This window comes from Paenarthrobacter histidinolovorans, from assembly GCF_014647595.1.
GTDB classification, from domain to species: domain Bacteria; phylum Actinomycetota; class Actinomycetes; order Actinomycetales; family Micrococcaceae; genus Arthrobacter; species Arthrobacter histidinolovorans.
This window is the reverse complement of sequence record NZ_BMPM01000002.1, coordinates 727,777-754,304: the sequence shown is the minus strand read 5'-3', so window position 1 is coordinate 754,304 and position 26,528 is coordinate 727,777. Positions and strand designations below refer to the sequence as shown.

Sequence of the window (26,528 nt, the reverse complement as noted above, 5' to 3'; positions counted from 1 at the left end):
GAAACTTCTTGTCGGATTCTTTTAGGCCTTCGAACCGCCGGCTCCCTGGCTGCGGGCTTCCCCCACCGCCGACGGCTGGCCGCCGGACTGCCTGGACCAGGGGCAACCACATAGGGCGGAGAGCTTCACTAGAAATCGTAAATTCGCTGGAGGTGAATAGCAAGGGGCCTGAGGTACATTCCCGGAGGGCCCGCTATTGTTCCTGTCCCACGTCTTTGCCAACGTCCTTGGAGTCCATGATGCGGTAGGCGTAGCCCTGTTCGGCCAGGAACCGTTGGCGCTTGGCGGCGAAGTCCTGGTCGAGCGTGTCCCTGGCCACCAGGGAGTAGAACCGTGCGGCCCGGCCGTCCTGTTTGGGGCGCAGGAGACGCCCCAGCCGCTGGGCCTCTTCCTGTCGCGAACCGAAGGAACCTGACACCTGGATGGCCACGGACGCTTCAGGAAGATCAATGGAGAAGTTGGCAACCTTGGACACCACCAGGGTGTGGATCTCGCCTTTGCGGAACGCATCAAACAGCTTCTGGCGGGCCTTGACGCTGGTTTCGCCCTTGATCAGCGGAGCATCCAGGCGTTCGGCAATTTCATCGAGCTGGTCGATGTACTGTCCGATCACGAGCAATTGCTCGCCCTTGTGGACAGCAACAAGGTCTTCCACGAGCTTTGTTTTGGTTTCCGAGGTAGCGCACAGGCGGTACTTGTCGGCGTCATCGGCCATGGCGTAGGCCACGCGTTCATCACGGGGGAGGTCCACCCGTACTTCGACGCAGTCCGCGGGCGCTATGTAACCCTGCGCTTCGATGTCCTTCCATGGCGCGTCGTAACGTTTGGGACCGATCAGGCTGAAGACCTCGCCTTCCCGGCCGTCCTCACGGACCAGCGTGGCGGTGAGGCCAAGGCGACGACGGGCCTGCAGATCCGCTGTCATGCGGAAAATCGGGGCGGGCAACAGATGGACCTCGTCGTAGATGATGAGTCCCCAGTCGTGCCCGTCCACGAGTTCCAGGTGCGGATAGAGGCCCCCGCGCTTGGTTGTCAGCACCTGGTAGGTGGCAATCGTGACGGGCCGGACTTCCTTCACGGCACCGGAGTACTCACCGATTTCATCTTCGGTGAGGGATGTCCGCTTGAGGAGTTCGTCCTTCCACTGCCGTGCCGAAACAGTGTTGGTCACCAGGATCAGGGTGGTGGTGGATGACGTGGCCATGGCCGCCGCTCCCACCAGCGTCTTCCCGGCACCGCAGGGAAGCACGACGACGCCGCTGCCGCCGGCCCAGAAGTTCTCCGTGGCCAGCTTTTGGTACGGCCGCAGCTGCCAGCCGCTTTCGTCCAGCATGATGAGGTGTGGCTGCCCGTCGACGTACCCGGCGAGGTCTTCGGCGGGCCAGCCCAGTTTGAGCAGCAACTGTTTCAGCTGTCCACGCTGCGAGGAATGCACCACCACGGTTTCGCCATCGATCCGCGGCCCCAGCAGGGGTGCGATCTTCTTGGCGCGGATGACTTCCTCCAGCACCGGGTAATCGTCGGTCCGCATCACCAGGCCGTGCTGGGGGTCCTTCTCCAACCGCAGCCGGCCATAGCGGGACATGGTCTCTTCGATATCGATCAGCAATGCGTGGGGCACGGGGAAGCGCGAGTACTTCAGCAAGGTATCGAGCACTTGCTCGGCGTCCAACCCCGCAGCGCGGGCGTTCCACAGACCCAAGGGCGTGAGCCGGTAGCTGTGCATGTGTTCCGGGGCGCGTTCCAGCTCGGCAAAGGCCGCAATGGCGTGCCGGGCTTCGGTAGCGAGCTCGTGGTCGACTTCCAGCAGTATGGTCTTGTCACTTTGTACGATCAGCGGACCGTTGTTCACAGGATAATCCTCACGGTCACAGCGTAATCCTCACGGTCACAGTTGAATCCCCACTTGGCTTGAATCCCCGCTTGGCACCGTCAAAGCGCGGTTTGGCTGGCAGCGTTGTTTCATGAACGCATTTCACCTGCGGGTTCCACATCGATGATCCGGTGGATGGACAACACCCGTTCGGTGTCCTTCGCAGGATCGAACACCCTGACCCGTCCGCCGGAGACGGATACAGGAACAACGGTTTCGGTGTTGGCATTCCCCAGGCTGTCCACCACGTTCATGGTGACCGCCTGCTTGAGCCGGATCGCGGTTTGGAGCGTCTCCAGGCCCAGTTGCGTGGACGCTTCGCCCGTCGCCTCGGCCGGGACGCTCCGATGCTGCCGAAGAACCGTCAACTGTGCCTCGACGTCGTCGTCCGGCGGAGCCGTCCGGGGTGCCGTATAGACGGGCCGCGCGCTTCCCGGCACGGCGGTGGTCCGTTTGAAACGCACGACGGCGGGTTCGGCCTCCTGCACCGCAGGCGAAAGTCCCAGCTCGCGCAGGACGCGGGCAGTTTCACGGGGGCTGGCCGAAGACGTGAGCACGGTGGGGGCGATGCGCACCAGACTCAGTACGGAGGTCCTGGCTTCCTGCAAGAGGTCGGTGATGGCCGTTTCGTCGTCGCTTTGAATGAAGCTGGCACTGGTTCCAATCCGCAGGCGGCCATGGCGGGAAGCTGTGTCCTGGATGAGATAGGCCAAGGGCTGGGGGACCTCGGTGGCCGAGTGCTCACGAAGGAAGGCCAACAGCGACTCCGCGTCCTGTCCGGCGTCGAGGGCCCGCCGGATGGTGATGGCAGAGAACCGGTAGATCGACGCCGGACCCTGGCCCTCGGCGTCGGCCATCAGCAGCAACGTCTCGCTGAGCTCCGGAGCCAGGTAGCCCGGGGCCACGGCCGTCAGGTCAGCCTGCAGGAGGATGTGATTAACGGCGGCCGGCAGATGCTCGCCGAGGATGGTTATGGCCTGCTCCGGTTGGGCTGTGGCAATGGCCGAACCCAGCTGTGTCAACGCACCTGAGCCCATCAATCCCAGCAGCGCGGCCTCTTCGAGGATGCCCCGGACCAGGGAACTGAAACGGCGGGACATCCTGGGCTGGGCCCACTCGGCACGTTGGAGTACTGCCCCGGCGTCCAGGACGGGAGCTTTGCCGTCCGGAGCTGCTGCCTCGATTGTCAGCTCGTTCAGGATTTCAAGGACCCTCCGCCGGACCACCGGGGCATCAGGCCGCTGGGCCTCCGCCGACAAAGCGTTGATGGTGGTGCCCGCAGCGCCATGATGGGCGGCCGTGGACGAAGGGCCTGTCAGAGGCTGCCCCACCAGCGACGGCGCGCGCTCGCTGGCCAACCAGGCATTGACCAGCCACAGCCACTGTTCCTGCCGGGGCAGGGTGAGCCATTCCAGGGACGGCGGCTGGATCCACGTTGAACTGTCCACATCCAGGCGCAGCAGGCCGGACAATGCACACAGCTCCAGGAGTATCGCTGTCTGGTGCACACCCAAACGGATCGACTCGGCAAGGCGCCGCAGTTCCCGGACGCCCACGCCTCCGCTCCTGAGCGTGGCGAGGGGCTGCTCCCGCACAGCGAACAGCAGCTCGTTCGCAAGCCGCAGTGTTTCCGCGATGGCACCCATGGCAGCGTTGCGCCGCAGTGCCGCACTGGTGTGGCCCAACTCCGGAACCGGCGGGGAAAGAGTGAAGTCGTCAATGATGGCGCCGCCACGGAGCGCAATGCCGACGCTGTGGGGCAGCTCCACGTGGCCGGCATCCAGGGGCACCAGGAGGCCGCGCGCCAACAGCCAGTCGATGGGCCCGACGTCGTGGCTTTCGTGCGTGACGGAAGCCCGCCTCTGTGCCTGGGGTACTGCGCCCATGGCCCAGCCGCCGAACTTGTTCAACAGGCCAAGGGTCCGTTCCGGAGCGGTGGACAGTATCCCGCGCAGGTTCTCGGGAGTCGACGTCCAGCGTTGCAGGGCAAGGGCAGCATCCATGGGTGTGCTGGCCGGGTGGATTCCCAGGCCGCTGTGGTTCAGCTCGGCAACCAGCTGAACCACCCGCTGGGCGAAGGCAGGCTGCAGCCGCACAAGTTCCGTGTAGCTTCTGCCCAGCCCCGCCGGGTAGATGCCTATCACGTCCTTGAGGCTGCCCACCGGAAGGTAGAAACGTTGGCGGGACGAGGTGGGAGGCGAACCCTGGGGCGGGTCCGCCCGGTGGATCAAGGCCAGTTCCTGCAGCTTTGCGAGGATCGGGTCCAAAGCCGAAAGGGTGGAGCCTGCAATGACCTTCTTCAACCCTGCCGCAGAAACGCTGTGCCCGGTATCGGTGTTGGTACACAGGTGGAGGGTTTCCAGGACCTGCATTTCGGGCTTGTTCAGGCGTTCAAGTGCCCGTTGGACGCTGACGCGTGCGCTCGCCCTGGCAGCCAAGGCCGCAAAGTCCGGCGCCATGGGGGAGATGAGATCCGGTCGCGCGGCAAACAAAGCCCGCAGCGAGTTGTCGCTGCGCGCTTCCAGTTCCTTGCTGAGCGCGCGAATAAGGGACATCAATCCAACGTTACCGCCCCGCGGCAACTCCTGCCCGATCCTGGGTTGGTGGTCTTACTGGCGGCGGCGCTGCCGGACTGCGTCCAGCATCAGGACCACCGCGAGCATGAAGGCCACAGGCAGTCCATAAAGGGCGGTGGAGGTAACCCAAACGGGCGCCACGCCACCGTTGTAGGCCACCGCGATGACCGCGGCAACAGCTGCCAGGGAAATGACGGCAATGGCGACGGCGGCAATCATGAGGGGGCGGCGGTAACCCGGGGAAGTCATGCCGTCAACGCTAGCAGCAGAGCGTCGCGGGCTGCCTGCCGAAGGAAATGAAGCCGCAGCTTGCCCGGGCATGGCCGACAAAGCGGGATTAGGGGGTCCGGCAGGATAACCTTGAAGGAACAGACCAACACGGACCGGGCTGTCACCTTCGATCCCGCAGCTATCTGCGGATGCGGTAACGGCCCGGCGTGTCTCCCACTGCAAGAACGAAGAAGGTTGATTACGTGCCTACCGGCAAGGTCAAGTGGTATGACAAGGAAAAGGGCTTCGGCTTCCTCGCAGCTGAAGACGGCCAGGAAGTTTTCCTGCCCAAGACGTCCCTGCCCGCGGGCGTAACGGAGCTCAAGGCCGGCACCCGTGTGGAGTTCGGCGTGGCGGACGGCCGCCGCGGTGCCCAGGCGCTGGGACTTCGCGTCCTGGAAAAGACTCCGTCCATCGCCAAGGCCAAGCGTATGAATGCCAGGGACCTTGCGCCGATGGTGCAGGATCTGGTCACCGTCCTGGACAACCTCTCCGGTTCGCTGTCCTCCGGCAAGTACCCCGACGGCAACAAGGCCAAGGCCATCAGCATGGCGCTGCGCAAGGTTGCCGACGAGCTGGAAGCCTAGGACCGGCCATGACCTCGGAATCCGCACAGGAAACAACGCCCGCACAGGATGTCCTGGATAACACCGGGGCACGTCCTCGTGGTGCCCAGGCTTCCGGCAACGGGGAAGCTCCCGCGCGGAAGCCCACGGCAAGCAAGCCTCGTGCCGGTTTGCCTGTGTGGCGCACAGGCAAGCCGGACGCTTTCCTGGCGGCCGCCGTCGATACTGCCCGTGAGGCTGTACAGGGCATCGCCAAACCGGGTGAAGTGGGCGCGCACCTTGGCGCCAAATCCGAGGGCGACCGCGTGGTCACCCACCTGTTTGAATCCAGGCTCGCCGGATACGGTGGCTGGCAGTGGTATGCCGTGGTGACCCGAAACTCCCGTTCCAAGATCGTCACCGTGAGCGAGCTCGGGCTGCTGCCTTCCGAGGACTCCATCCTGGCGCCCGAATGGGTGCCCTGGGCCAAGCGTGTCCGGCCCGAGGACGAGACACCTTTGGTGGAAGAGACTGAAAGTGACGTCTCTGAAGAGTCCGTGCAGGCTGCCGAAGACGAGGCTGCCGAGCCCTCCGACGAAGACGACGAACAGGACGACGACGAGGCTGCAGAGCCCGCCGCGGACAACGACGAAACCGGGGCTGAATAAGCATTGCGGAAAGACTGGGTGACTGAACGGACGGCGGACAGTGATGTCCACGTTTAGGTCGCTCGGAATCCTCAATTACCGGATCTGGTTTTTCGGTGCGCTCATATCCAACATCGGAACCTGGATGCAGCGCACTGCCCAGGACTGGCTGGTGTTCGACCACCTGACCGCCCATGATGCCGGGGCGATGGGCATAACCCTGGCCCTGCAACTGGGGCCGCAACTGTTCCTGGCCCCCTGGGCGGGCCTGCTCGCTGACCGGTACAGCCGCCGCAAGCTGCTGTTCATCACGCTCATCGCCATGGCCTTGCTCAGTACCGGACTGGGCATCCTGGTGTTGCTGGGCGTGGCTGAGCTCTGGCACGTGTACGTCTTCGCGTTGCTTCTGGGCATTGTGACTGCCTTGGACGCGCCGGTCCGCCAGACGTTCGTCTCTGAACTCGTCACCGACGACTACCTGTCCAACGCGGTGGCACTGAACAGCGCTTCCTTCAATGTGGCCCGCATGATCGGCCCCGCAGTGTCCGGCGTGCTGACGGTGGTTGTGGGCCCCGGCTGGGTGTTCCTCATCAACACTGTTTCCTTTGTGGCCATGCTTGTGGCACTGAAGCTCATACCGGTAGCGTCCCTTCGCGCCCAGCCACGTGCGGCCGCCGGGAAGGGCCGGATCCGGGAGGGATTGCGATACGTCCGGAGCCGGCCCGATATCCAAGTGGTCCTGGTGGCCATTTTCATCGTGGGTACCTTCGGGCTCAACTTCCCGCTGTTCATTGCTGCGATGGTGGGAACGCAGTTCGGCATGGACGCAGGCGCTTTCGGGGTGCTGAACTCAGTCATGGCCATCGGTTCGGTGACCGGGGCGCTGTTGGCCGCCCGCCGTGGCCGGCCCCGCCTCAGGCTGATCTTCGCCGCTGCCGGTGGTTTCGGTGTGGCAAGTGCCCTGGCAGCCCTGGCCCCCAACGCCGTGATGTTCGGGCTCGCTTTGGTGCCGTGTGGCCTGTTCGCCCTGACCCTGATAACCAGCGCCAACGGCTACGTACAGTCCACCACCGAGGCGGTTATGCGTGGCCGCGTGATGTCCCTCTACATGGCAATTTTCATGGGCGGCACACCCATCGGCGCTCCGCTGGTGGGCTGGGTAGCCAACGTGGGCGGCCCCCGCTGGGCTGTTGGCGTCGCGGCGGTGGCCGGCGTCAGCACCGCCGTCGTGGGTTTGGTGTGGATCATCCGGGCCAAGCAACTGCGGCTCCGCTTCGATCGCAGGGCCCGCGGCCTCCGGCATTTCCGGGTGGAGTCGCTGCTCTCCGGTCCAATTGCTGAAGACGGCGACGGCGGCCCTGGACTGGTTCGCTAAGGAGCCTTGGCGCTGGAGCCTTAAACGGGGGAGCCGCCCGGACGTGACCCAGGCGGCTCCGTTTCTCCCGGTTGGGGGCTACTTCTTCAGTTCGCCCACCACGTAGTCGATGCTGGCGAGCAGGGCCGAGACATCGTCCGGCTCGATGGCCACGAAGGTGGCAATGCGCAGCTGGTTGCGGCCGAGCTTGCGGTAGGGCTCGGTGTCCACGACGCCGTTGGCCCGCAGGACCTTGGCGATGGCGGCAGCGTCAATCGAATCGTCGAAGTCGATGGTGGCAATGACGTTCGAGCGGTCCTCGGCATTGGCAACAAACGGCGTCGCGTACTCGGAAGCTTCTGCCCACGAGTAGATGCGGTTGGCGGAATCTGCCGTGCGCTTGCTGGCGAAGTCCAGGCCGCCGTTGCTGTTCAGCCACTGCACCTGGGCGTCCAACGTCACCAGTGTGGAGAGCGACGGAGTATTGTACGTCTGGTTCAGCTTGGAGTTGTCGATGGCTGTCTGGAGGTCCAGGAAGTCAGGGATCCAGCGGCCGCTGGCTTTGATGCGGGCGGCCCGCTCCAGCGCAGCGGGGGAGAAAAGGCCAAGCCACAGGCCGCCGTCGGATGCGAAGTTCTTCTGCGGCGCGAAGTAGTAGACGTCCGATTCCGAGACGTCCACGTCCAGGCCGCCTGCGGCGGAGGTGGCGTCCACCAGGACGAGCGAACCTTCGTCAGCGCCCTGGACCCGCTTGACGGGAGCCGCGACGCCGGTGGACGTTTCGTTCTGCGGCCACGCGTACACGTCAACGCCGGCTTCTGCCTGTGCGACAGGACGGGTGCCCGGTTCGGACTTGATGATGGAGGATGCATCAAGGAACGGAGCCTTGTTGGTGGCTGCGGCAAACTTGGAACCGAACTCGCCGAAGGAGAGGTGCTGGGCTTTCTTTTCAACCAGGCCAAACGCTGCGATGTCCCAAAATGCGGTGGAACCGCCGACGCCGAGGACAACCTCGTAGCCTTCGGGCGCGCGGAAGAACTGGCTGAGGCCTTCACGCACGGAACCCACCAGGTTCTTGACCGGCGCCTGCCGGTGGGAGGTGCCCAGGATGGTGGTGGCAGCGGCAGACAGGGCCTCGAGCTGTTCCGGGCGGACCTTGGACGGTCCAGCGCCGAAGCGTCCGTCTTTCGGCAAGAGGTCGGCGGGTATGGTGATGCTGTTGTCGCTCACGTGTGGCTCCAAAGGGTATCGGCTCAAGATGGGTCGCGGCAGGTGGCGTCAGCTGCCCCTTCGACACCCCAATTCTGCCTGACACGGCCCGTGTGCAGGAACCTGCGCCTGTCATAGTCCGCCACGTGGAACGCAGACGGACAAGATGCGACCGGAATGCGATCGGAATTATCCGGAGTAATTCCAAATAAGCTAGGCTGGGGGTTGGCGTTCAAGGGTGGCGGTGGCACCGCCCACCCCGGTATGGGACGCGGTACGGTGGAGATTACGCAAGAAACTGCGTTCGAGGAGAGCTGAGCTGGATGACGGATCTGATCGATACCACTGAGATGTATCTTCTGACCATTTTGGAGCTTGAAGAAGAAAACATTGTGGCTCTCAGGGCCCGCATAGCCGAACGCCTGCGGCACTCCGGCCCCACGGTCTCCCAGACCATCGGGCGGATGGAGCGCGACGGCCTGGTGATCGTTTCCAACGACCGCCACCTGGAACTGACCGAAGTCGGACGCAAGCGCGCCACCGAAGTCATGCGTAAGCACCGCTTGGCCGAGCGGCTCCTGGCCGATGTCATCGGACTCGACTGGGCCTACGTGCATGATGAAGCCTGCCGTTGGGAGCACGTGATGAGTGAGCGCGTGGAGCGCCGGCTCTACGAACTGCTTGAGCATCCCACAGAGTCTCCCTACGGAAATCCGATCCCGGGACTGGAGGCGCTGGGGGGCATGGCCGGCCAGCAGTTCCCCAGGATCGATGTCAACCTCCTGCAGGCCATGGACGGCTACGCCTCCGACTCCCGGGTGGTCGTCACACGGCTGGCCGAGCCTATCCAGGTGGAGCCGGAACTCCTCACCCAATTGGATGAGGGCGGAATCCGGCCCGGCGCCCCTGTGTCCCTTGAGCGTGTGGGCGAATACATCTCCGTCCGGGTGCCCGGCATCGAGGGCGCATTGGAGCTCCCACCTGAAGTTGCCGCACACGTCTTCGTGTCCCTCAACTGACGGACCGCCTGTCCAGCTGCCTTCCGATCAGTGTCAAAGCTCACTTTAAGGGCCTTTTGCGCGCATGTGACCTGCGGTTTTTCGAGATTGGTGATAAGGGCCCGCTGCCGCAGGCGTGTTTCTGTTGATAACGAATTTATTACCAAGGGCCTTAATCCCCTATAGTTATCTACTAGCGCTGATACCAAAGCGTTACCTGATCCGGAGCCGAGCTCTGCCAGCGGATCGGGTGAACCACCACCACTGGCAGAGGCGGGGGAACCACAAGCGGCTGTCTAAAGAAGCAGCCTTGGGGTGAAGTCCGCAGCAGAAGTGCCCATTGATGCAAGTCCCTCCTGGGATACCTGTGTGCCGTGAGCGCTTCGTGCGGACCGGGTCTTTGAACTCTCTGACCCGAATCCGACAGCTAACTTCGCAGGCTTTTCAGAGAGGAACAGAGTTTGACATCGCAGAACGTCAGGGGCCGCCGCCGTGCGTCCGGCCCCGCTACTGAGCTGCGGCCAGCCCGCGTCGTAACGGAGATCCGGCCCCGCGACACCGAACGTCAGGTGCGCCGCCGTAAGAGCCCGTTGCGCCAGGTTGCCGACTTTGCAGCAGCAAGTGGCGTCGGGCAGAAGGCCGGAGTTGCGCTTGCCGCCACCGGACTTGCCCTGACTGTCGGCCTGCCGGCCACCAGCCCCGTCATGGCCACCTCCGAATCGGGCCAGTCGGAATCTGCCCTGGCCGTTGGCGGCACTGTAAGCAGCCAGCCCGAGGTTTCCGCTGCAGCGTCAGCCAAAATCGACTTCAGCCGTGCAGCTGTCGCCACCGCCGCGGACCCCGACGGAAAGCTGAAGCAACTCCTCAGCGCCCAGTCCGCCGGAAGCATCCAGCGTGCTTCTTCCGTGGGCACCCTTGGCAGCCCCCTTGACACCCTGACCACTGCTTCCCCCTTCGGTTACCGCGTCAGCCCCCTCACGGGCGGCACCGGTGACTTCCACCGCGGCCAGGACTTCGTGGCCCAGTGCGGAACTGCCGTGCACGCAGCTGCAGCAGGCAAAGTGACTTTTGCCGGGTGGCACGAGTACGGCGGAGGCAACCGCGTGGTTGTGGATCACGGCAACGGCCTGGAGACCACGTACAACCACCTGTCGTCCTTCAACGTGCAGGTGGGCCAGACGGTCAACCGCGGCGATACCGTAGCCCTGAGCGGCACCACAGGCGCCTCCACCGGCTGCCACCTCCACTTCGAAGTTCAGGTCAACGGCGAAGTCGTTGACCCCATGGGCTGGCTCTAAGCCAGTTGATGGTGCTCTCTCGCATTGATGACAGGCCTCGTGACCTGAATGTGACATTCGCTTTCAATTGTTATAACCTTCAGAGCGCATCGGCTTTTTAGGGGGCCGGTGCACTTGAGTGGATTGCCTAGCTCTGCCACCACTCGAGGTCCGTTCGCAAAAATCGTCTGGCAGGGGCGGGGGAACCACTTCTGGCCTTCGAATGAAGGCCTTGGGGTTAAGTCGCAAAGTTTCCCAGGAAGCAGCGCGGCCGGATGACTCCCATCCGAATCCGACAGCTCACCTCGCAGGCATTGGGAGAGGCTACCTACGTGTCATCACGCACTACCCCTGCGCGCCATCGCGCTGAATCGGTTCGTTCGAACCCGCTGAACACTCTTTCGAAGGCTGTTTCATCGAACGCCGGTACCGTTGGCCGCCAGGCCGCAGTGCTGGCAGCAGCCTCAGGCCTCGTCCTCACTGTCGGACTGCCGGCTCATGCCGCTGACACCGACGTCTCCACCTCGGAAGTCTCCAGCACCCAACAGCTGGCTGCCACCGCCGTGGTCACCGCAGAGCCAACAGCCACCGTTTCCTTCGAGAGCCCCATTGTGGCAACCAAGGAAGCCCCCAAGGTTGTCCAGCGTGCAGCCCTGGTTACCGAGCGCACGGCTGATGAAGCCACCGCGGTCACTGCCCAGTCCTCCGAAGCCAAGGAGTCCACCTCCAGCGCGGCAGCATCCGGGCTCGCAGCGATTGCCTACACCGGAATCGGCTCGCCTTATGTATGGGGCGGAACCACTCCGAGCGGCTGGGACTGCTCCGGCTTCACCCAGTGGGTCTACGCCCAGGCAGGCATCAGCATCCCCCGCGTCAACGCCTGGACGGCCATGAAGCCCACCAGCGCCCCACAGCCTGGTGACCTGGTCATGCAGAACGGCGGTGCGCACGTAGGAATCTACGTCGGCAACGGCATGATGATCAGCGCCTTGAACCCGGGCCAGGGAACCCTGCTGCACTCCGTGGCCTCCACCGGCACGTCTTCGTTCTTCACCCTCCGCTAGAAACAACCCGATTCGGGGCCTGCTGACGTACCCCTGCCAGCTGACCCACTACCCACAGGTACCCCAACTGCCTGCGGATACGAAAGAGAAAACAATGACCAGTGCACACAAAGTTGCACGGCACCGCGCTGAGGCCCCCAAGACCAGCTCGCTTGCCGTCATCGCAAAGGCCGTCACCGTCAACGCCGGTGGCGTCGGCCGCCAGGCAGCAGTCATCGCCGCAGCATCAGGCTTGGTGCTGACCAGCGGTATCGCTGCCAATGCTGCTGAAACGAATGTCGACCGCGAATCGACGTCGACGTCCGCCCTGGATGTCCAGTCTGTAGCACAGGCCACCATCGCCGCGGACTCCACGGTTGCCATCTCTTACGAGCGTCCCGTGGTCACCACTGTGGAAGCTCCTGCTCCCGTGGTTGAAGAAGCTCCGGCCAAGGTTGAGGCCAAGGCGTCCACGACGTCCAAGGCCACCGCGGCTCCGGCAACCAACGCCTCACTGGCCGTCAACACTGCCACCCCTGCACCTGCCGCTCCGGCTGCGTCCAGCGGACTCGGCGCAGCCATTGCAGCCGCCGCCTACGCCCAGCTCGGTGTGACGCAGGACTGCACCATGCTGGTCACCAATTCGCTGGCAGCTGTGGGCATCCACTTCCACGACTGGCCTGCCGGTTACCTTTCGCTTGGCCGCACCGTGAGCGCAGCAGAAGCGCAGCCCGGCGACCTCGCCTACTACGCCAACGGCGGTTTGGCCGGCCAGGCACACATCGCTGTGTATGTCGGCAACGGCATGGCAGTCCACGGCGGATGGAACGGATCCACCACGGCACTGTTCAGCGTCAACGTCGGCTCGGGCCCGGTCTTCATCCGCGTCAACGGCTAACCATCAGCTCCCGGAACACCCCGCAGGCATCTGCCTGCGGGGTGTTTTGCTTTAAGCTGCGGCCCACCCTGCGAGGTTCGCGGTGCCGCCACCACCCACTTTGATTGCGCCAACCCGGTGACATGCCGCGAAGGGCCAGCGTGTCGGCACAGATATGCCTCAAAGTGGGTAGCGACGCCACGCGGTCCCGGCGCAGGACCCCGGCCCAACCCTTAACCACGCATGAACTTTTGCCAACACTGTGAGCGAAACGACAAATAAATTCGTTGATACGGCATATAAGTGCTTACCCTTGTGTTGTCGATCCACAGCCCGTACATGCAGAGGGCAGCCGGCCCTCGTGCCCCTGACGGGTGCGGCCGTGAAGAGGTACGTGCATGCGCACACTCGTTCTGAATGCTGGATATGAACCGCTGGCGGTAATAACCTTCCGCCGGGCGCTGGTCCTTGTGCTCACTGGGAAAGCAAGCGTAGTGGCCGAAGGCGACGAGCCTGTCGTCGGGCCACAGGAGATTCTCGGACGCCCCTCCGTGATCCTCCTCAACCGCTACATCCGCCCCAAGTACAACAAGATCACCGCCGTGAGCCGCCGCGGGGTTCTTCGCCGCGACGGTCACAGGTGCGCCTACTGCGGGAAAACAGCCCACACCATAGACCACGTCCACCCCAAATCCAGGGGCGGCGCGGATTCCTGGGAAAACCTGGTTGCGGCGTGCTTGAAATGCAATAACGCCAAGAGCGACCACACACTTGCCGAAATGGGCTGGAAGCTCCGGTTCAAACCTGGTGTGCCCCAAGGGACCATGTGGCAGATCAAGGAACTCGAGAAACCTGCGCCGGACTGGGACCCGTTCCTTTTACCGGAATCCGCTGCCTGATCGATTTCTGCTGACCTCCCGCCGTCCGGGTACGCTGGGCGGATGGAGTTCAACGCCGTGATTCTGGCGGGTGGCAGGGCCACCCGCCTCGGTGGCGTGCCCAAGCCCACGTTGAAGTACGACGGCGGCACCCTCCTTTCGCATGCGCTGGAGGCTGCGCGGGCTGCTGCGGCGATCGTGGTGGTTGGGCCCGGGGATCAGGGCCTGCAATTGCCTGGATCCGTGTTGCTCGCGCGGGAGGAGCCTGCCTTCGCTGGCCCGGCGGCGGCGATTGCCGCAGGGTTGTCGGCGCTGGATGCTGCTGGAGCGGGATCCCCGTGGACGCTGGTCCTGGCCTGCGATATGCCCAAGGCCGCGAAGGGAATCGGCCGCCTGCGGGAAGCACTCTCTGCGAACCCCGGCGTGGAAGGGGCCATGGCGGTATCCGCTGACGGGCGGAAACAGCCGCTGTTGGGTATTTACAGCACCGCCGCTTTGGCCCGGGAGGTGGCGTCGGCCGTCCAAGGGTCCGTGTTAACGAACTCTTCAGTGTTCAAGCTGCTTGCTAGGCTGAACCTGCTGGACGTTGACGTCCCTGCCGGGTCTACGGATGACGTGGATACGTGGGAGGACGCCGCGGTGCTGGGTATTGACTACGACTTGGAGGCGGACGTGAAGAGCCAGGAAGAAACGCTCGAGGACTGGTGCCGCATATTGCTGCAGGCGTTCGAGCTCGAGGGCGTCGAAATAGACATCAATGAGGTATTGGCTGTGGCCGGGGTGGCCGCGCATTCGGTGGTTCGCCCGGCCGCGCCTCTCACCACCTTCATTGCCGGCTACGCAGCCGGCATGGCCCGCGGTATTGGCCAGGCCAGCGATGATGCCTCCATGAAAGCGGCCCTGGACCTGGCCCGCAAGATCGCCAAGGAGTACTCGGAGACCGGGACTGACGCCGGATGACGGAGGCCCCCGGCGAGGGCCACCACGCGGCACACACCTGGCAGGAGGCCCGGCAGCGTGCGTTCGACGCTGCCACGCCCATACCCCCGGGGCCGGTACCGCTGGCGAAAGCCCTCGGCCGTACCCTGGCCTCGGACGCCCGGGCTATCCAGGACATGCCCCACTACGCCTCCTCCGCGATGGACGGGTGGGCCGTCAACGGCACCGGCCCATGGATCCTCAGCGAACCCGGCCAGAGGCTGGCGCCCCACCAGGCGAGCCCAATAGTCACCGGTGGACTCATTCCGCCTGGTGCCAAGGCGGTCTTGCGCAGCGAGAGCGGCGTCATCACCACGGACGACGACGGACTGCCCGTCCTTGCGCTGGGCGGCGCCGCCAAGCCGGGGGAGCCGCGCAACGGCCAGCACATCCGCAGGGCCGCAGAGGAAGCTGCCGAAGGCGACGTCCTGCTCAAGGCCGGAACACGCCTGAACCCCGCACACATTGCCCTTGCGGCCCTTGCCGGCCTGGATCATGTGGACGTTCTTGGAAAACCCTTGGTCCGCTTCCTCCTGACGGGCTCGGAAGTGGTGGAGCGCGGAATTCCGCAACCTGGCCAGGTCAGGGACACCTTCGGGCCGCAGCTTGGTGCCGTGGTGGAACTCCTGGGCGGAATCGCCGGCGAACAGCTCCGCGTTGGCGACAGCTACGAGGAATGGATGGCTGCGCTTCAGGACACCGAACCGGAACCGGGTGGACCCGACGCCGAAACAGAGCCTCCGGCCGACGTCGTGGTGACTACTGGCGGGACGGGCCGCTCCGGTACCGACCATTTCCGGAGGGCCGTGGCCGAACTGGGGGGTCGCTTGCTGATTGATGGCATCGCGATGCGGCCCGGGCACCCTGCAGTGCTGGCGGAACTTCCGGATGGACGTTTCGTGGTGGGGCTGCCGGGGAATCCCTTGGCTGCGATGATGGCGCTCTTTACCGTTGCGGCGCCGTTGCTTGCGGCACTGGGACACGGACGTTTGGCTGAAGTAGGAGAGGTGCCCTGTGGCACCACCATCGATGCCGAGCCAGGGCGGACGCGCCTGATGCCCTTCAAGCTGGTGTATGGCCTGGCATCGCCTGCCCAGCACGCAGGCCCGGGAATGATGCGTGGATTGGCTGGTGCTGACGGGGTGCTGATTGTGCCTCCCCATGGCGTCCAACTGGGGGAACTGGTCCCTGCGTTCCCGCTGCCCTGGGGGAAGCCGCTGCCCGTGCCGAAGGCGGCTGAGGACAAAGCGCGGAAGACGCCGGCCCGGCCACAGCGCAAAGCTCCCGCTGGTCCTGTCGACTGGAGCGGGCTGGACGCCTGAACGCTTCCATGAGCGGCTCTGGTCCGGGATGCAAGGTGCAATGATGGACGTATGAACAGGCATGCTCCCGAACAGGACATCAACGAAGATGACCTGCAAATCCATCCGCCCAAACGAGCCGCAGCAGGTGTCAAGGCCGTTACGGTCGCCCTCGAACGCGGCTATGCCCAGGCCGGTGTAACCCGCACCGTCCGGTCCATGCTGCGGGTCAACCAGCATGACGGCTTTGATTGCCCAGGCTGTGCGTGGCCGGAATCGATCACCGGCAGGCGGAGTCCGGCAGAGTTTTGCGAGAACGGTGCAAAGGCAATCGCCGAGGAAAGCACTACCCGTACCGTCGGCGCCGGTTTCTGGGCCGAACACTCGATTGCCGAACTTGAAGAAAAGACCGAGTACTGGCTGGGCAGCCAAGGCCGCATCGCCGAGCCTGTGGTCATCAGGCCGGGGGACACGCACTACGCACCGATCAGCTGGACCGACGCTTTCGCGTTGATCGGCGAACACATCAATGCCACCACGCCGGACAAATGCGTGTTCTACACCTCCGGCCGGACAGCCAACGAGACCGCGTTCATGTACCAGCTGTTCGCGCGAAGCCTGGGCACCAACAACCTGCCGGACTGCTCCAACATGTGCCATGAGTCCTCAGGCAGTGCATTGAACCCCACCATCGGAATCGGCAAGGGCACCGTATCGCTGGAGGACATCCATCACTCCGAGCTGGTGCTGGTTGTGGGCCAAAACCCCGGAACCAACCATCCGAGGATGCTGTCCGCCCTGCGCGACTGCAAGAACAACGGCGGCAAAGTGGTGGCCGTGAACCCGCTTCCAGAGGCCGGACTCCTGAACTTCAAGGACCCCCAGTCCCTCAACGGCGTAATCGGTGGCGGGACCACCATCGCCGATGAGTTCCTGCAGATCAAGGTCGGTGGCGACCTCGCGCTGTTCCAGGCCCTTGGCCACCTGCTCCTGGAGGAAGAGACGCGCAACCCGGGCACCGTCGTCGACCATTCCTTTATCGAAGGCCAGACCGAAGGCTTTGGCGCGTACCGGGAAGCGCGTTCGGTGCTGGACTGGGCAGAAACGGAACGGGCCACGGGCCTGTCGCGTGCCGAGATCACCAAGGTTGCCGGGATGATGGCCGCTTCCAAGGCGACCGTCATCTGCTGGGCCCTCGGGCTGACCCAGCAGCCACACTCGGTGGACACCCTGCGGGAGATCATCAACCTGCTTCTGCTGCAGGGCAACTTCGGCAAGCCTGGTGCCGGTGCTTGTCCGGTCCGTGGCCACTCCAACGTGCAGGGCGACCGCACCATGGGGATCTGGGAGAAACCCAAGGAATCCTTCCTGGCTGCCCTGGACAAGGAATTCGGATTCCATATGCCCCGGGACCACGGTTACGACTCAGTGGAAACCCAGCACGCCCTGGAAAAGGGCGAGGTGGACGTATTCGTGTCCATGGGCGGGAACTTTGCCGCCGCCGGTTCGGACACTGCCGCGTTGGAGGAGGGCCTGAAGAAGGCCGGGCTGACCGTGCACATCTCCACCAAACCCAACCGCGCCCACATTGTTCATGGGAGGACGTCGCTGATCCTGCCGACGCTGGGGCGGACCGATACCGACGACAAACACCCCAAGGGCAAGCAATTCCTGTCGGTGGAGGACTCCATGTCCGTCATCCATAAGACCCAGGGAAGGCTGGAACCGGTCTCCGAGCACCTGCTCAGTGAACCGGTGATCGTAGCCCGCATGGCGCAAGCTACTTTCGGTGACCACCACAGCGTGGACTGGCGGGCCATGGCCGAGGATTATGACGTGATCCGGGACCACATCTCGCGCGTCATTCCCGGCTTTGAAGACTTCAACGCCAGGGTCCGCACCAAGAACGGGTTCGTCCTGCCGAACCCGCCCCGTGATACCCGGACGTTTGCCACGGACATCGGAAAGGGCCGGTTCTCCGTACGGCCGCTGGAGTACCTTGAAGCCCCCGATGGCCACCTGATTCTGCAAACCGTGCGCAGTCACGACCAGTACAACACCACGTTCTACGGCCTGGATGACCGTTACCGTGGCGTCTCGGATGGGCGGCGGGTGGTCCTGGTCCATCCCGATGACCTGACGGAGTTGGGTTTCAAGGACCGCGATCTGGTGGATGTCATTTCCACCTTCGCCGGAACGGAGCGTCGGGCCAACCGGTTCCGGCTCATCGGTTACCCGACCGCCAGGGGCTGCGCCGCGGCATACTTCCCGGAAGCCAACGCCTTGGTGCATCGTGAGCTGGTGGCCCGGGAATCAAATACCCCCGGTTACAAGGCCATGACGGTGCGCTTTGTGAACCATGAGGAGAACGGATCCTGACGTGGGACGCGTGACGCAACGCCGTAAGGTGCACAAGTTCGTCCTGGACGGTTCGCCCCAGGCCCTGGAGCATCCCGTCCGGTTCAAGGAAGACGTGCTGGCGGTGGAGGAACCCCTGGAGATCCGCCTTGGAGACATGTCGTTTTCGGTGACCATGCGGACCCCGGGCGACGACTTTGACCTGGTGGCGGGCTTCCTCGTTTCGGAGGGGATCGTGTGGGAGCCTTCGCAACTGATTTCCGAGCGTTTTTGTTCGGGCGAGGACGAGAACGGGGTGCAGACCTTCAACGTGGTAGACGCCCAGCTCCGCCCTGATGTGGAGCGCCCGGATACGGGCAGGAACGTCTACACGTCCAGTTCGTGCGGCATCTGCGGCACGGACTCGATCGAGGCCGTCCGCAAGTCCTCCCGCCACAGCCCCAAAGAGGACGACGTCACCATCCCCGTGGCCGCGTTGGCTGCCCTTCCGGACCGGCTGCGCGAGGCCCAAGCGGTCTTCGACAAGACCGGCGGCGTCCACGCAGCCGGACTTTTCCGGATTCACGACGACGGCACAACCGAGCTGCTGTGCCTCCGGGAAGACGTCGGTAGGCATAATGCGGTGGACAAGGTGGTGGGCTGGGCACTGCGCGCCGGCAAACTGCCCTTGCGCGGAACGGTGCTGCAGGTCTCCGGCCGGGCATCCTTTGAGCTGGTGCAAAAAGCTGCCATGGCCGGGATCCCGGTCCTGGCCGCTGTGAGCGCACCCTCCAGCCTCGCCGCTGAGCTTGCTGTGGAATCCGGCATCACCCTGGTTGGCTTCAGCCGCGGATCGAGCCTGAACGTGTACGCGGGCCGGGACCGGATCACGGAACAACCAGGTTAAAGCTGGCCGGTGCCTGGGGATAGTGTCCAATCACTTGGCTATTGACCGCGAACGCCGTAGATTTTATCCATCGATTGGAAGCGCGGCGAAACCTGAAATGCCGTCCACGCCAAGCATGCCGGAGCCCGGTCACCAAGCCTGGCCACCCAGCCAACGCCCAAAGGGGAATTAATTGCACGACGACCGCCGGATCACTGAACAGCGTCTCGACCGATTCGTTCGGGACCGCATTCTTCCGGCCATTTACGGCAGGGCGATACCGCTGCACCTCAGCAGCTGGGATGCACCCGGGGAGCCGGTGCCTGCCGCGGAAGCGATGCGCCAACTCTTCACACCGCAGGAGCCCGGGGCGCCCTGGGGCAAGGCGTGGAGCACCAAGTGGTTGCGTCTGCAGGGCGAAGTCCCGCCGGACTGGGGCATGTCAGATGCCACTGCCGTGGAGATCATCGTGGATCTGGGGTTCAACAGCGATGTGCCGGGTTTCCAGTGCGAAGGCACAGCCTGGCGTGCCGACGGCAGCATCATCAAAGCAATATCACCCCGGAATTACCACGTCCCGTTGAAGCTGCTGGGTGGAGGGCAGTCCGTTGACTTCTATGTGGAAGCGGCAGCCAACCCGGATGTGGCGCAGGGCTGGTTCTTTGCCCCCACTCCGCTGGGGGACAAAGCTACATCGGGCGATGAGCCGCGGTACCGGCTGGGCCGGATCGCCATCGCGGAACTGAATGAGACCGTATGGGAACTCAACCAGGACATCTGGACGCTCAGTGGCCTGATGCATGAGTTGCCCATGGAGCTGCCTCGTCGACACGAGATCCTGCGTGCCCTGGAACGCATGCTGGACATCATGGACCCGGATGACGTCGCAGGGACCGCCGCCGCCGGACGTGAAGCATTGAAGGAGGTCCTGGGCCGCCCCGCGTATGCCTCAGCCCACGAACTCCTGGCGACGGGCCATGCGCACATCGACTCCGCCTGGCTTTGGCCTGTCCGCGAAACCATCCGTAAGTGCGCAAGGACGTTCTCCAACGTGGTGGCACTCATGGACGAGGATCCGGACTTCGTCTTCTCCTGCTCCTCGGCGCAGCAGATGGCCTGGATCAAGGAGTACTTCCCTGAGCTTTTCGTGCGCATCCGCGAGAAAGTGAAAGCCGGCCAGTTCATCCCCGTGGGTGGCATGTGGGTGGAATCGGACACCAACATGCCCGGCGGCGAGGCCATGGCGCGGCAGTTCGTGGAAGGGAAGAGCTTTTTCCTCAAGGAGTTCGACATCGAATGCCAGGAAGCCTGGCTCCCGGACTCCTTCGGCTATTCGGGTGCGATTCCGCAGATCGTCAAGGAAGCGGGTTCGCGGTGGTTCCTGACACAGAAGATTTCCTGGAACAAGGTCAACCGCATGCCGCACCACACCTTCTCCTGGGAGGGCATTGACGGTACCCGGTTGTTCACCCACTTCCCCCCGGTGGACACCTACAACGCTGAGCTGCACGGCCGCGAACTGGCGCACGCCGAGCGCAACTACCGGGAACACGGCCGCGGCACCATGTCGCTGGTGCCCTTCGGATACGGCGACGGCGGTGGCGGACCCACGCGCGAAATGGTGGCTGCGGCGCACCGCACGGAGAATCTGGAAGGCTCGCCGAAGGTCCGGATGGGCACGGCCAGGGAATTCTTCACCCGGGCGGAAGCCGAGTACACGAAACTTCCGGTGTGGGTGGGGGAAATGTACCTGGAGATGCACCGTGGAACCTACACAAGCCAGGCCAAGACCAAAAAGGGCAACCGGCGCAGCGAGCACCTCCTGCGTGAGGCCGAGCTCTGGTGCACCACGGCCGCTGTCCGGCTTGGGGCGGGCTACGACTATCCGCGGGAGGAGCTGAAGCGGCTGTGGCGCCTGGTCCTCCTCCAGCAGTTCCACGACATCCTTCCCGGCAGCTCCATCGCGTGGGTCCATCAGGATGCCGAGCGGAACTATGAGGCCATCGCCCGGGACCTTGAACGGATCATTACCCACGCGGCCCAGGCGCTTGCAGGGCCAGGCAGCAGCGAGTTCCTGCTCAACGCCGCTCCACACCAGCGTCAGGGTGTGCCCGCTCTTGGCATCGCGAAGGCCAGCCACGACGATTCCGCCGTTGAGGTGGAGCATTCCGGCGATGGCTTCGTGCTGGACAACGGACTGATCCGGGTTGTGGTGGATGCAAACGGCCTCCTCACCTCCGTGGTGGACCATGCCGGCGGCAGGGAGGCCATCGCCCCGGGGCAGGCCGGCAACCTGCTCGAAGTGTTCCGGGATACCCCCAATGAATGGGACGCCTGGGACATCGAGGAGTTCTATCGCCGGAACGTCACGCCGCTGACCCAAGCGGATGGCATCGACCTCGAACGCACAGCAACCGGCGTCGTCGTGGTCGTCAAACGTACGGCAGGGAGCTCGACCATCACGCAACGTCTGACGCTCGACGCCGGCGCAAAGTCCCTGGGGATCTCCACCACGGTGGACTGGCAGGAACGGGAGAAGATGCTGAAGATCGCCTTCCCCCTGGATGTCCGGGCAGACCGCTCGGCCTCGGAAACCCAGTTCGGCCATGTGTTCAGACCCACCCACACCAATACCTCGTGGGAAGCGGCAAAGTTCGAGATCTGCGCCCACCGCTGGATCCACGTGTCCGAACCCGGCTACGGCGTGGCCATCAGCAACGCCTCCAGTTACGGCCACGACGTCACCCGCGCGGTCCGCGAAGACGGCGGAACCACGACGACGGTGCGCACCTCGCTGCTGCGTTCGGCCCGTTTCCCGGATCCGGAAGCAGACCGGGGCGAGCACACGCTTGAGCTGTCCATCAGGCCCGGCGCGGCAATAGCCGACGCCGTGGAGGAGGGCTACCGCACCAACCTCAGCCCGCGGTTCGTTACCGGCGGACACGCGGTGGAGCCGGTGGTGTCCGTATCCAACCCGGCCATTGTGGTCGAGGCCGTGAAGCTGGCAGAGGACGGTTCGGGTGACGTCGTGGTGCGGCTCTATGAGTCCCTGGGGGAGCGGTCAGTTGCTGTTGTGAAGGCCGGCTTCGACGCCAGCCGCGTCTCTGCCACGGACTTGCTGGAGCGCGCCACAGACGCGCCTGGCGTGACGGTGAATGATGACTGCACTGTCAGCTTGGTGCTGCGTCCGTTCCAGCTGGTCACCCTGCGCTTTTCCCGGTAGAAGGGCCGGGGCTATTTGTTGGTCAACTCCACGTCGATCGTGTCTTTTAGGATCTGTTCGCGGGCCGGGATCACTGCGTCGAAGTGCTTGATGTCGGCTGCGATTTCCGTGGCGAAGACGTTCTCCACTGTGGAGGGCATCTCCTTTACCCCGGCAAGGTAGCGCTTGGCTGCGAAGTCGAACTCGGAGCGGTTCGTCCGTATTTGGGCGTTGACGGCCTTGGCGTCGTCGGCAATTTTCTGCACTTCCGCCTCCGGGGCGTTGCGGGCTTCAGCCTCGTCTGCCCTTTTGACGAGGTCGTCCTTGAGCCGGACAAACCCAGCGTAGTTTTCCTCGCCCTTGGCCGTCACTTCGGCGTGTTCCTCAAGGTCGGCCACGTTGTTGTCAAAAGTCCGGGCGAACTCTACGTAAGCGTTGTTCTTGGAATCTTTCAGGTCAGCGGCGGCCTTCCGGCACGGAGCCGCAGCCTGGGCCAGCAGGGTCTGGCGTTCCCGCAGGGTGGCCGCTTTCGAGCCAACGAACAGGCCGTTGCAGCCGGCTGCGTCATCGTCACGGAAGAGTCCCTCAAACTGCGGGTAGGACTCCACCAGGCCCTCCATGTAGTCAAAGTAGTCCTCATGGGATTCGACCAGTTGTTGAACGGCCACTCCCACAGCGCTTTCACTGGAGCCGTTTACGGATTTCAGTTCCTGCAGGGCAGAACGGGCATTGCCAGTGGCCTGTTGGAACTCGTCCTTTTCTTTTTGGCTGTCCTGCACGGCCTGGTCACGGGAGGCGGGGGCGTTCCGGGCCTTCTTGTAGGCGGCAAGGTAGGCGTTGGCGGCCGGCTGGACCTTGCCCCTGGCATCGCCCAATGCGTTCAGGCGCTGTTCCTTCAGCGCGGCGAGGCTTTCAGTCTTTTGCTGCCCGGCGATGTGGTTCACTGCCACTAAAGCACCAATGGCAATCACTAGTACGGCAAGGACGATGCTGGTCACCAGGATGACAGGCCGGCGCCGTGAGCGGGTGGGAGCGGTGGTGCTTGCGGGGTCTTCAATCGTCATGGCCTATTTCCCCTCCTGGCCGGCGGCATCAAAGGTGGCCAGCCGCGCCTTCAGGAGGCGTTCGAGCTCGGCATTGGAGGCATTCGCGTCGTCGACAAGCTTGGTTGAGCTGGCTTTCACGGCTTCCTCATAAGTTGTCCGGACCTTGTTCAGGGCTTCGTTGATCTCGAGCAAGGCCACTCCCGCCGTCGTGCGTTTGGCAAGGCGCGCGAGGTCATCCGTAGCGTCCAGGACTTCCTGCTGCTTGGCGCGTTGTCCCTTGATGACCTCTTCGATGCCGCCGAGCAGTTGAACCGCGTCCGCGTCTGCCTTGTCCTTGGCACCTGCCAGGGCCAGCAGGCAGGAATCGGCCGTCGTGACGTACTCCTGCGCGTAGTTCCCGCCGCTGACGTTGAGGTCTTTGTGGAGCGGGGCGCAAGGTCCGCCCACCGAACGGGTGATGTTGGCCGTGTTGATGAGCCGTTGGTCGTTGTAGGCGATCACGGCCCCGTACTGGTCCTTGAACCGCCGGAAGGCTTCGGCGATCTCTGCTTCCTGCGTCACGGGGGAGGCAGCCATGGCATCGAGCCTGCCGGTATTGGCGGCCGACTCGCGTTTGATCAGATCGCTTTCCCGGTTCAATACCTGCTCTTTTGCCTGCTCGTCCTCTTCCTCCGCCACCACGTTGGTGTACCGGGCAGTGAATTCCTCCAGCAGGGGGTCATAGAGGTTCATGGAGCTGTCCACGATCCCGCGTTGCTTGTCCAGACGCTCCACATCCGCCCGCTGCACTCCGGTCGGCCGGAGAAAGGCGAACCACGCGCCGAAACCGCCGGCAACCAGGGCCAGGACCACTGCGACCACAATGATCCCTGTACGCCGGGAACTGCCCCGCCCGGATTCCACGGTCGTCTCTTCCAAAGTCTGATCCCCCAATTTTTTGATAAAGGCTAAACGTCGTGCTGGAGCCGCTTCACGAAGAGCTTGGTGCGTTCCTGCCGGGGTGCGCGCAGCACCTCAGCGGCCGGGCCACGTTCCACCACGACGCCGCCGTCCATGAAGATCACCTCATCCGCAACGTGCTGGGCGAAGGCAAGCTCGTGCGTCACGATTACCATGGTCCAGCCTTCCTCGGCCAGCTCCTTGATGACGCCCAGGACATCACCCACGAGCTCCGGGTCCAAGGCCGACGTGGGCTCATCGAACAGAAGGAGCTGCGGCTTGAGAGCGAGAGCCCGGACGATGCCAACACGTTGCTGCTGGCCGCCGGAAAGCTCGAATGGATAAGCATCGCGTTTGTCGGCCAGGCCCACGCGTTCCAGTAGGCGCTCGGCCTCCGCTATGGCTTCGGCCCTGGGGCGCTTCTGTACCTGCACGGGCCCCTCAATGATGTTCTTGAGCACCGTCATATGCGGGAACAGGTTGTAGTGCTGGAAGACCATGGCGCTGCGGTCCCGGAGCGCTGCGATCTCCTTCTTGCCAACCTTGGCCCCGAAATCAATGGCCAGCCCGCTCGAGGCATCGCCACTGCCGAAGGTGACCGTGCCGGCGTCGGGAACTTCCAGTCCGTTGAGCGAACGCAGGACCGTGGTTTTGCCGGAGCCGGAGGGCCCGATCAGGGCCACCACCTGGCCGCGGCGGATGGTGATATCGATGTCCCGCAATACTGTGTTGCTGCCGAAGGCCTTGGCGAGATTCCTCGCCTCCAGGACCATGGTTGACGGATCAGTGGGCGACATAGCGGTCCAATCTTCTTTCCACAGCGGACTGCGCCGTGGAAAGAACCAGGCAGATCACCCAGTAGACCAGGGCTGCCTGCAGGTACAGGGCCATGAACTCCTGGCTGAAAGCGGCGATCTGCTGGGCGTTCCGGAACAGTTCGGTGACCAGGATCAGTGATGCGAGGGACGTGTCCTTCACCAGGGAGATGAAGGTGTTGGACAACGGGGGAACCGAGACCCGGGCAGCCTGCGGCAGAATGATCCGCACCAGCGTCTGCCGGTTGGACATGCCGATGGTGTGGCCGGCTTCCCATTGGCCCTTGGGCACGGAAAGGATGGCGGCGCGGATGATCTCCGCGGCGTAGCCGCCCACGTTCAACGAGAACGCAATGATGGCACTGGGCCACGGGTCAAGCCGTACCCCGATGCTGGGCAGGCCGAAGAAGATCACGAACAGCTGCACCAGCAGGGGAGTGCCGCGGATAACCGAAACGTAGAACCGGCCGATGCCGGACAGGACCCGGTTGGGGCTCAACCGCAGCAGGGCCACCACCAAGGCCAGCAGCAATCCAAGGGCGAAGGAAGCCAGAGTCAGGGGGATGGTCCCTGTCACGGCGCCGGTGATGAGCGGTCCGAAGGAACTCCAGATGAGGTCCCAGTTCATCTATTTGGTGACGTCCGCGCCGAAGTACTTGTCCGAAATCTTCGCCAGGGTTCCGTCCGCACGGAGGTCTTCCAAAGCCTTGTCCACGGCCTTGGTGAGCTCGCTGGATCCCTTGCGGAAGACGAAGGCGCTCTCGGTCTTGTCCGGTGCTTCCGCTGCTACTTTCAAGCCGGAGTCCGGAGTTGTTTTGGCGTAGTCCAGGTAGGTGAGTTTGTCGTTCACAGTGGCATCCACGCGTCCCTGCTGGACCAGGGTGGCGGACTGGGCCCATCCCTCGACGGCCTAGACATTGGCTCCGGCTTCCACGGCCATCTTGTAGAAGTTGCTGGTGAGGGACTGGGCCGTGGTCTTGCCCTTGAGGTCGGCGAAGCTGTTGATGCTGGAGTTGTCAGACTTGGTGACCACTACGCCGGTGGAAATGGTGTACGGGGCGGAGAACTCGTACTTGGCCTTGCGGTCATCGTTGATGGAGATCTGGTTGGCGATGGTGTCGAAACGCTTGGAGTCCAGGCCAGCGAAGATGCCGTCGAACTGGGTCTCCTGGAAGGACGCTTTGACGCCGAGCTTTTCGGCTACGGCCTTGGCAATCTCGACGTCGAATCCGGTGAGGTCGCCGGCTCCCTCAGCGTGGAAGCTGAACGGGCGGTAGGTGCCCTCGGTGGCAATCACCAGTTCACCCTTGGACTTTACGTCGGAGAGGGAGGTGTCCCCGCCGGACTGGGCCGGGGCTGATCCGCCACCGCAGGCGGAAAGGGCGAGGGCAGCGGAAGCCAAGGTTGCGGCAAGGATGGACCGTCGGGTGCGGAGGCTGTTCATGGAGCCATCTTAGTCACCGGAGGGTTAGGGCAC

At 63.9% G+C, this 26,528-nt stretch carries 21 protein-coding genes, 1 pseudogene and 2 riboswitches; of the genes and pseudogenes, 13 read left to right on the top strand and 9 right to left on the bottom strand.

All coding sequences use genetic code 11. The features are described from left to right. Positions 1–193: 193 nt before the first annotated feature. The 3 genes from IEY62_RS07930 to IEY62_RS07920 all read right to left on the bottom strand — a co-directional run bounded on the left by IEY62_RS07930 (position 194) and on the right by IEY62_RS07920 (position 4,698). Positions 194–1,852 (bottom strand): DNA repair helicase XPB, encoded by a 1,659-nt coding sequence (locus tag IEY62_RS07930; RefSeq protein WP_189015626.1) that lies wholly within the window; start codon positions 1,850–1,852, stop codon positions 194–196. 110 nt (positions 1,853–1,962) lie between these two features. Continuing rightward, positions 1,963–4,428, bottom strand: a complete 2,466-nt coding sequence (locus IEY62_RS07925) for a helicase-associated domain-containing protein (protein ID WP_189015624.1) — start codon at positions 4,426–4,428, stop codon at positions 1,963–1,965. A 54-nt stretch (positions 4,429–4,482) separates the two neighbouring features. Next, on the bottom strand, positions 4,483–4,698 hold the full coding sequence (locus tag IEY62_RS07920) for a hypothetical protein (RefSeq protein WP_189015622.1): 216 nt from the start codon (positions 4,696–4,698) through the stop codon (positions 4,483–4,485). Between the two features lie 224 nt (positions 4,699–4,922). On the opposite strand from IEY62_RS07920, the gene IEY62_RS07915 reads away from it, so the two are divergent. The 3 genes from IEY62_RS07915 to IEY62_RS07905 are packed head-to-tail and all read left to right on the top strand — an operon-like array spanning position 4,923 to position 7,286. Continuing rightward, the gene (locus IEY62_RS07915) at positions 4,923–5,306 is read left to right on the top strand and encodes a cold-shock protein (protein WP_011773749.1); all 384 of its coding nucleotides are present in this window, start codon (positions 4,923–4,925) and stop codon (positions 5,304–5,306) included. 8 nt (positions 5,307–5,314) lie between these two features. After that, positions 5,315–5,932, top strand: coding sequence for a DUF3027 domain-containing protein (locus IEY62_RS07910; protein ID WP_189015620.1), 618 nt, complete (start codon positions 5,315–5,317; stop codon positions 5,930–5,932). A gap of 43 nt (positions 5,933–5,975) precedes the next feature. Then, a complete protein-coding gene (locus tag IEY62_RS07905; protein WP_189015618.1) occupies positions 5,976–7,286 on the top strand; it encodes an MFS transporter in 1,311 nt (436 codons plus the stop codon). Between the two features lie 78 nt (positions 7,287–7,364). On the opposite strand, the gene serC is transcribed toward IEY62_RS07905, so the two are convergent. Continuing rightward, positions 7,365–8,495: a phosphoserine transaminase gene (serC, locus tag IEY62_RS07900; protein ID WP_189015616.1), complete on the bottom strand. Its 1,131-nt coding sequence runs from the start codon at positions 8,493–8,495 to the stop codon at positions 7,365–7,367. 302 nt (positions 8,496–8,797) lie between these two features. Here serC and IEY62_RS07895 point away from each other — a divergent pair, with 302 nt between their 5' ends. From IEY62_RS07895 to IEY62_RS07850, 10 genes are all read left to right on the top strand, one after another. Further along, a complete protein-coding gene (locus IEY62_RS07895) occupies positions 8,798–9,493 on the top strand; it encodes a metal-dependent transcriptional regulator (RefSeq protein WP_189015614.1) in 696 nt (231 codons plus the stop codon). A 195-nt stretch (positions 9,494–9,688) separates the two neighbouring features. Further along, positions 9,689–9,929: riboswitch (cyclic di-AMP (ydaO/yuaA leader) on the top strand. A 4-nt stretch (positions 9,930–9,933) separates the two neighbouring features. After that, on the top strand, positions 9,934–10,770 hold the full coding sequence (locus IEY62_RS07890; protein WP_189015612.1) for a M23 family metallopeptidase: 837 nt from the start codon (positions 9,934–9,936) through the stop codon (positions 10,768–10,770). 145 nt (positions 10,771–10,915) lie between these two features. Next, positions 10,916–11,077: riboswitch (cyclic di-AMP (ydaO/yuaA leader) on the top strand. 61 nt (positions 11,078–11,138) lie between these two features. Next, positions 11,139–11,813, top strand: coding sequence for a C40 family peptidase (locus IEY62_RS07885; RefSeq protein ID WP_407671483.1), 675 nt, complete (start codon positions 11,139–11,141; stop codon positions 11,811–11,813). 94 nt (positions 11,814–11,907) lie between these two features. Further along, positions 11,908–12,690 carry an NlpC/P60 family protein gene (locus IEY62_RS07880; protein WP_189015608.1) on the top strand — a complete coding sequence of 261 codons (783 nt, stop codon included), beginning with the start codon at positions 11,908–11,910 and terminating at the stop codon, positions 12,688–12,690. A 377-nt stretch (positions 12,691–13,067) separates the two neighbouring features. After that, on the top strand, positions 13,068–13,568 hold the full coding sequence (locus tag IEY62_RS07875; protein WP_039240018.1) for an HNH endonuclease: 501 nt from the start codon (positions 13,068–13,070) through the stop codon (positions 13,566–13,568). Positions 13,569–13,610: 42 nt separating this feature from the next. Next, a complete protein-coding gene (locus IEY62_RS07870; protein ID WP_189015606.1) occupies positions 13,611–14,507 on the top strand; it encodes an NTP transferase domain-containing protein in 897 nt (298 codons plus the stop codon). Continuing rightward, positions 14,504–15,847, top strand: a complete 1,344-nt coding sequence (locus IEY62_RS07865; RefSeq protein ID WP_189015604.1) for a molybdopterin molybdotransferase MoeA — start codon at positions 14,504–14,506, stop codon at positions 15,845–15,847. Before IEY62_RS07870 ends, IEY62_RS07865 begins: the two co-directional genes overlap by 4 nt. Before the next feature lie 51 nt (positions 15,848–15,898). After that, entirely contained in the window at positions 15,899–18,205 is a 2,307-nt protein-coding gene (locus tag IEY62_RS07860; protein ID WP_189015602.1) for an FdhF/YdeP family oxidoreductase, read from the top strand. 1 nt (position 18,206) lies between these two features. Continuing rightward, positions 18,207–19,070 (top strand): formate dehydrogenase accessory sulfurtransferase FdhD, encoded by an 864-nt coding sequence (fdhD, locus tag IEY62_RS07855; RefSeq protein ID WP_189015600.1) that lies wholly within the window; start codon positions 18,207–18,209, stop codon positions 19,068–19,070. Between the two features lie 172 nt (positions 19,071–19,242). After that, positions 19,243–22,272 carry an alpha-mannosidase gene (locus tag IEY62_RS07850; protein ID WP_189015598.1) on the top strand — a complete coding sequence of 1,010 codons (3,030 nt, stop codon included), beginning with the start codon at positions 19,243–19,245 and terminating at the stop codon, positions 22,270–22,272. A gap of 11 nt (positions 22,273–22,283) precedes the next feature. Here IEY62_RS07850 and IEY62_RS07845 read toward each other — a convergent pair whose 3' ends face one another. From IEY62_RS07845 to IEY62_RS07825, 5 genes and pseudogenes are all read right to left on the bottom strand, one after another. After that, on the bottom strand, positions 22,284–23,315 hold the full coding sequence (locus IEY62_RS07845; RefSeq protein ID WP_189015596.1) for a hypothetical protein: 1,032 nt from the start codon (positions 23,313–23,315) through the stop codon (positions 22,284–22,286). Between the two features lie 3 nt (positions 23,316–23,318). Continuing rightward, positions 23,319–24,215, bottom strand: a complete 897-nt coding sequence (locus IEY62_RS07840) for a hypothetical protein (protein WP_189015594.1) — start codon at positions 24,213–24,215, stop codon at positions 23,319–23,321. Positions 24,216–24,244: 29 nt separating this feature from the next. Next, positions 24,245–25,033: an amino acid ABC transporter ATP-binding protein gene (locus IEY62_RS07835; RefSeq protein ID WP_189015592.1), complete on the bottom strand. Its 789-nt coding sequence runs from the start codon at positions 25,031–25,033 to the stop codon at positions 24,245–24,247. Continuing rightward, positions 25,020–25,679 (bottom strand): amino acid ABC transporter permease, encoded by a 660-nt coding sequence (locus IEY62_RS07830; RefSeq protein WP_189015590.1) that lies wholly within the window; start codon positions 25,677–25,679, stop codon positions 25,020–25,022. Before IEY62_RS07830 ends, IEY62_RS07835 begins: the two co-directional genes overlap by 14 nt. After that, positions 25,680–26,495, bottom strand: a pseudogene (locus IEY62_RS07825) (amino acid ABC transporter substrate-binding protein). Between the last annotated feature and the right edge of the window lie 33 nt (positions 26,496–26,528).

Coding starts and splice junctions, on each gene's coding strand:
- IEY62_RS07845 (WP_189015596.1), bottom strand. CDS start 23,315: ATGACGATTGAAGACCCCGCAAGCACCACCGCTCCCACCCGCTCACGG.
- IEY62_RS07905 (WP_189015618.1), top strand. CDS start 5,976: ATGTCCACGTTTAGGTCGCTCGGAATCCTCAATTACCGGATCTGGTTT.
- IEY62_RS07860 (WP_189015602.1), top strand. CDS start 15,899: ATGAACAGGCATGCTCCCGAACAGGACATCAACGAAGATGACCTGCAA.
- IEY62_RS07895 (WP_189015614.1), top strand. CDS start 8,798: ATGACGGATCTGATCGATACCACTGAGATGTATCTTCTGACCATTTTG.
- IEY62_RS07875 (WP_039240018.1), top strand. CDS start 13,068: ATGCGCACACTCGTTCTGAATGCTGGATATGAACCGCTGGCGGTAATA.
- IEY62_RS07880 (WP_189015608.1), top strand. CDS start 11,908: ATGACCAGTGCACACAAAGTTGCACGGCACCGCGCTGAGGCCCCCAAG.
- IEY62_RS07920 (WP_189015622.1), bottom strand. CDS start 4,698: ATGACTTCCCCGGGTTACCGCCGCCCCCTCATGATTGCCGCCGTCGCC.
- IEY62_RS07910 (WP_189015620.1), top strand. CDS start 5,315: ATGACCTCGGAATCCGCACAGGAAACAACGCCCGCACAGGATGTCCTG.
- IEY62_RS07835 (WP_189015592.1), bottom strand. CDS start 25,033: ATGTCGCCCACTGATCCGTCAACCATGGTCCTGGAGGCGAGGAATCTC.
- IEY62_RS07870 (WP_189015606.1), top strand. CDS start 13,611: ATGGAGTTCAACGCCGTGATTCTGGCGGGTGGCAGGGCCACCCGCCTC.
- IEY62_RS07925 (WP_189015624.1), bottom strand. CDS start 4,428: ATGTCCCTTATTCGCGCGCTCAGCAAGGAACTGGAAGCGCGCAGCGAC.
- IEY62_RS07830 (WP_189015590.1), bottom strand. CDS start 25,679: ATGAACTGGGACCTCATCTGGAGTTCCTTCGGACCGCTCATCACCGGC.
- IEY62_RS07865 (WP_189015604.1), top strand. CDS start 14,504: ATGACGGAGGCCCCCGGCGAGGGCCACCACGCGGCACACACCTGGCAG.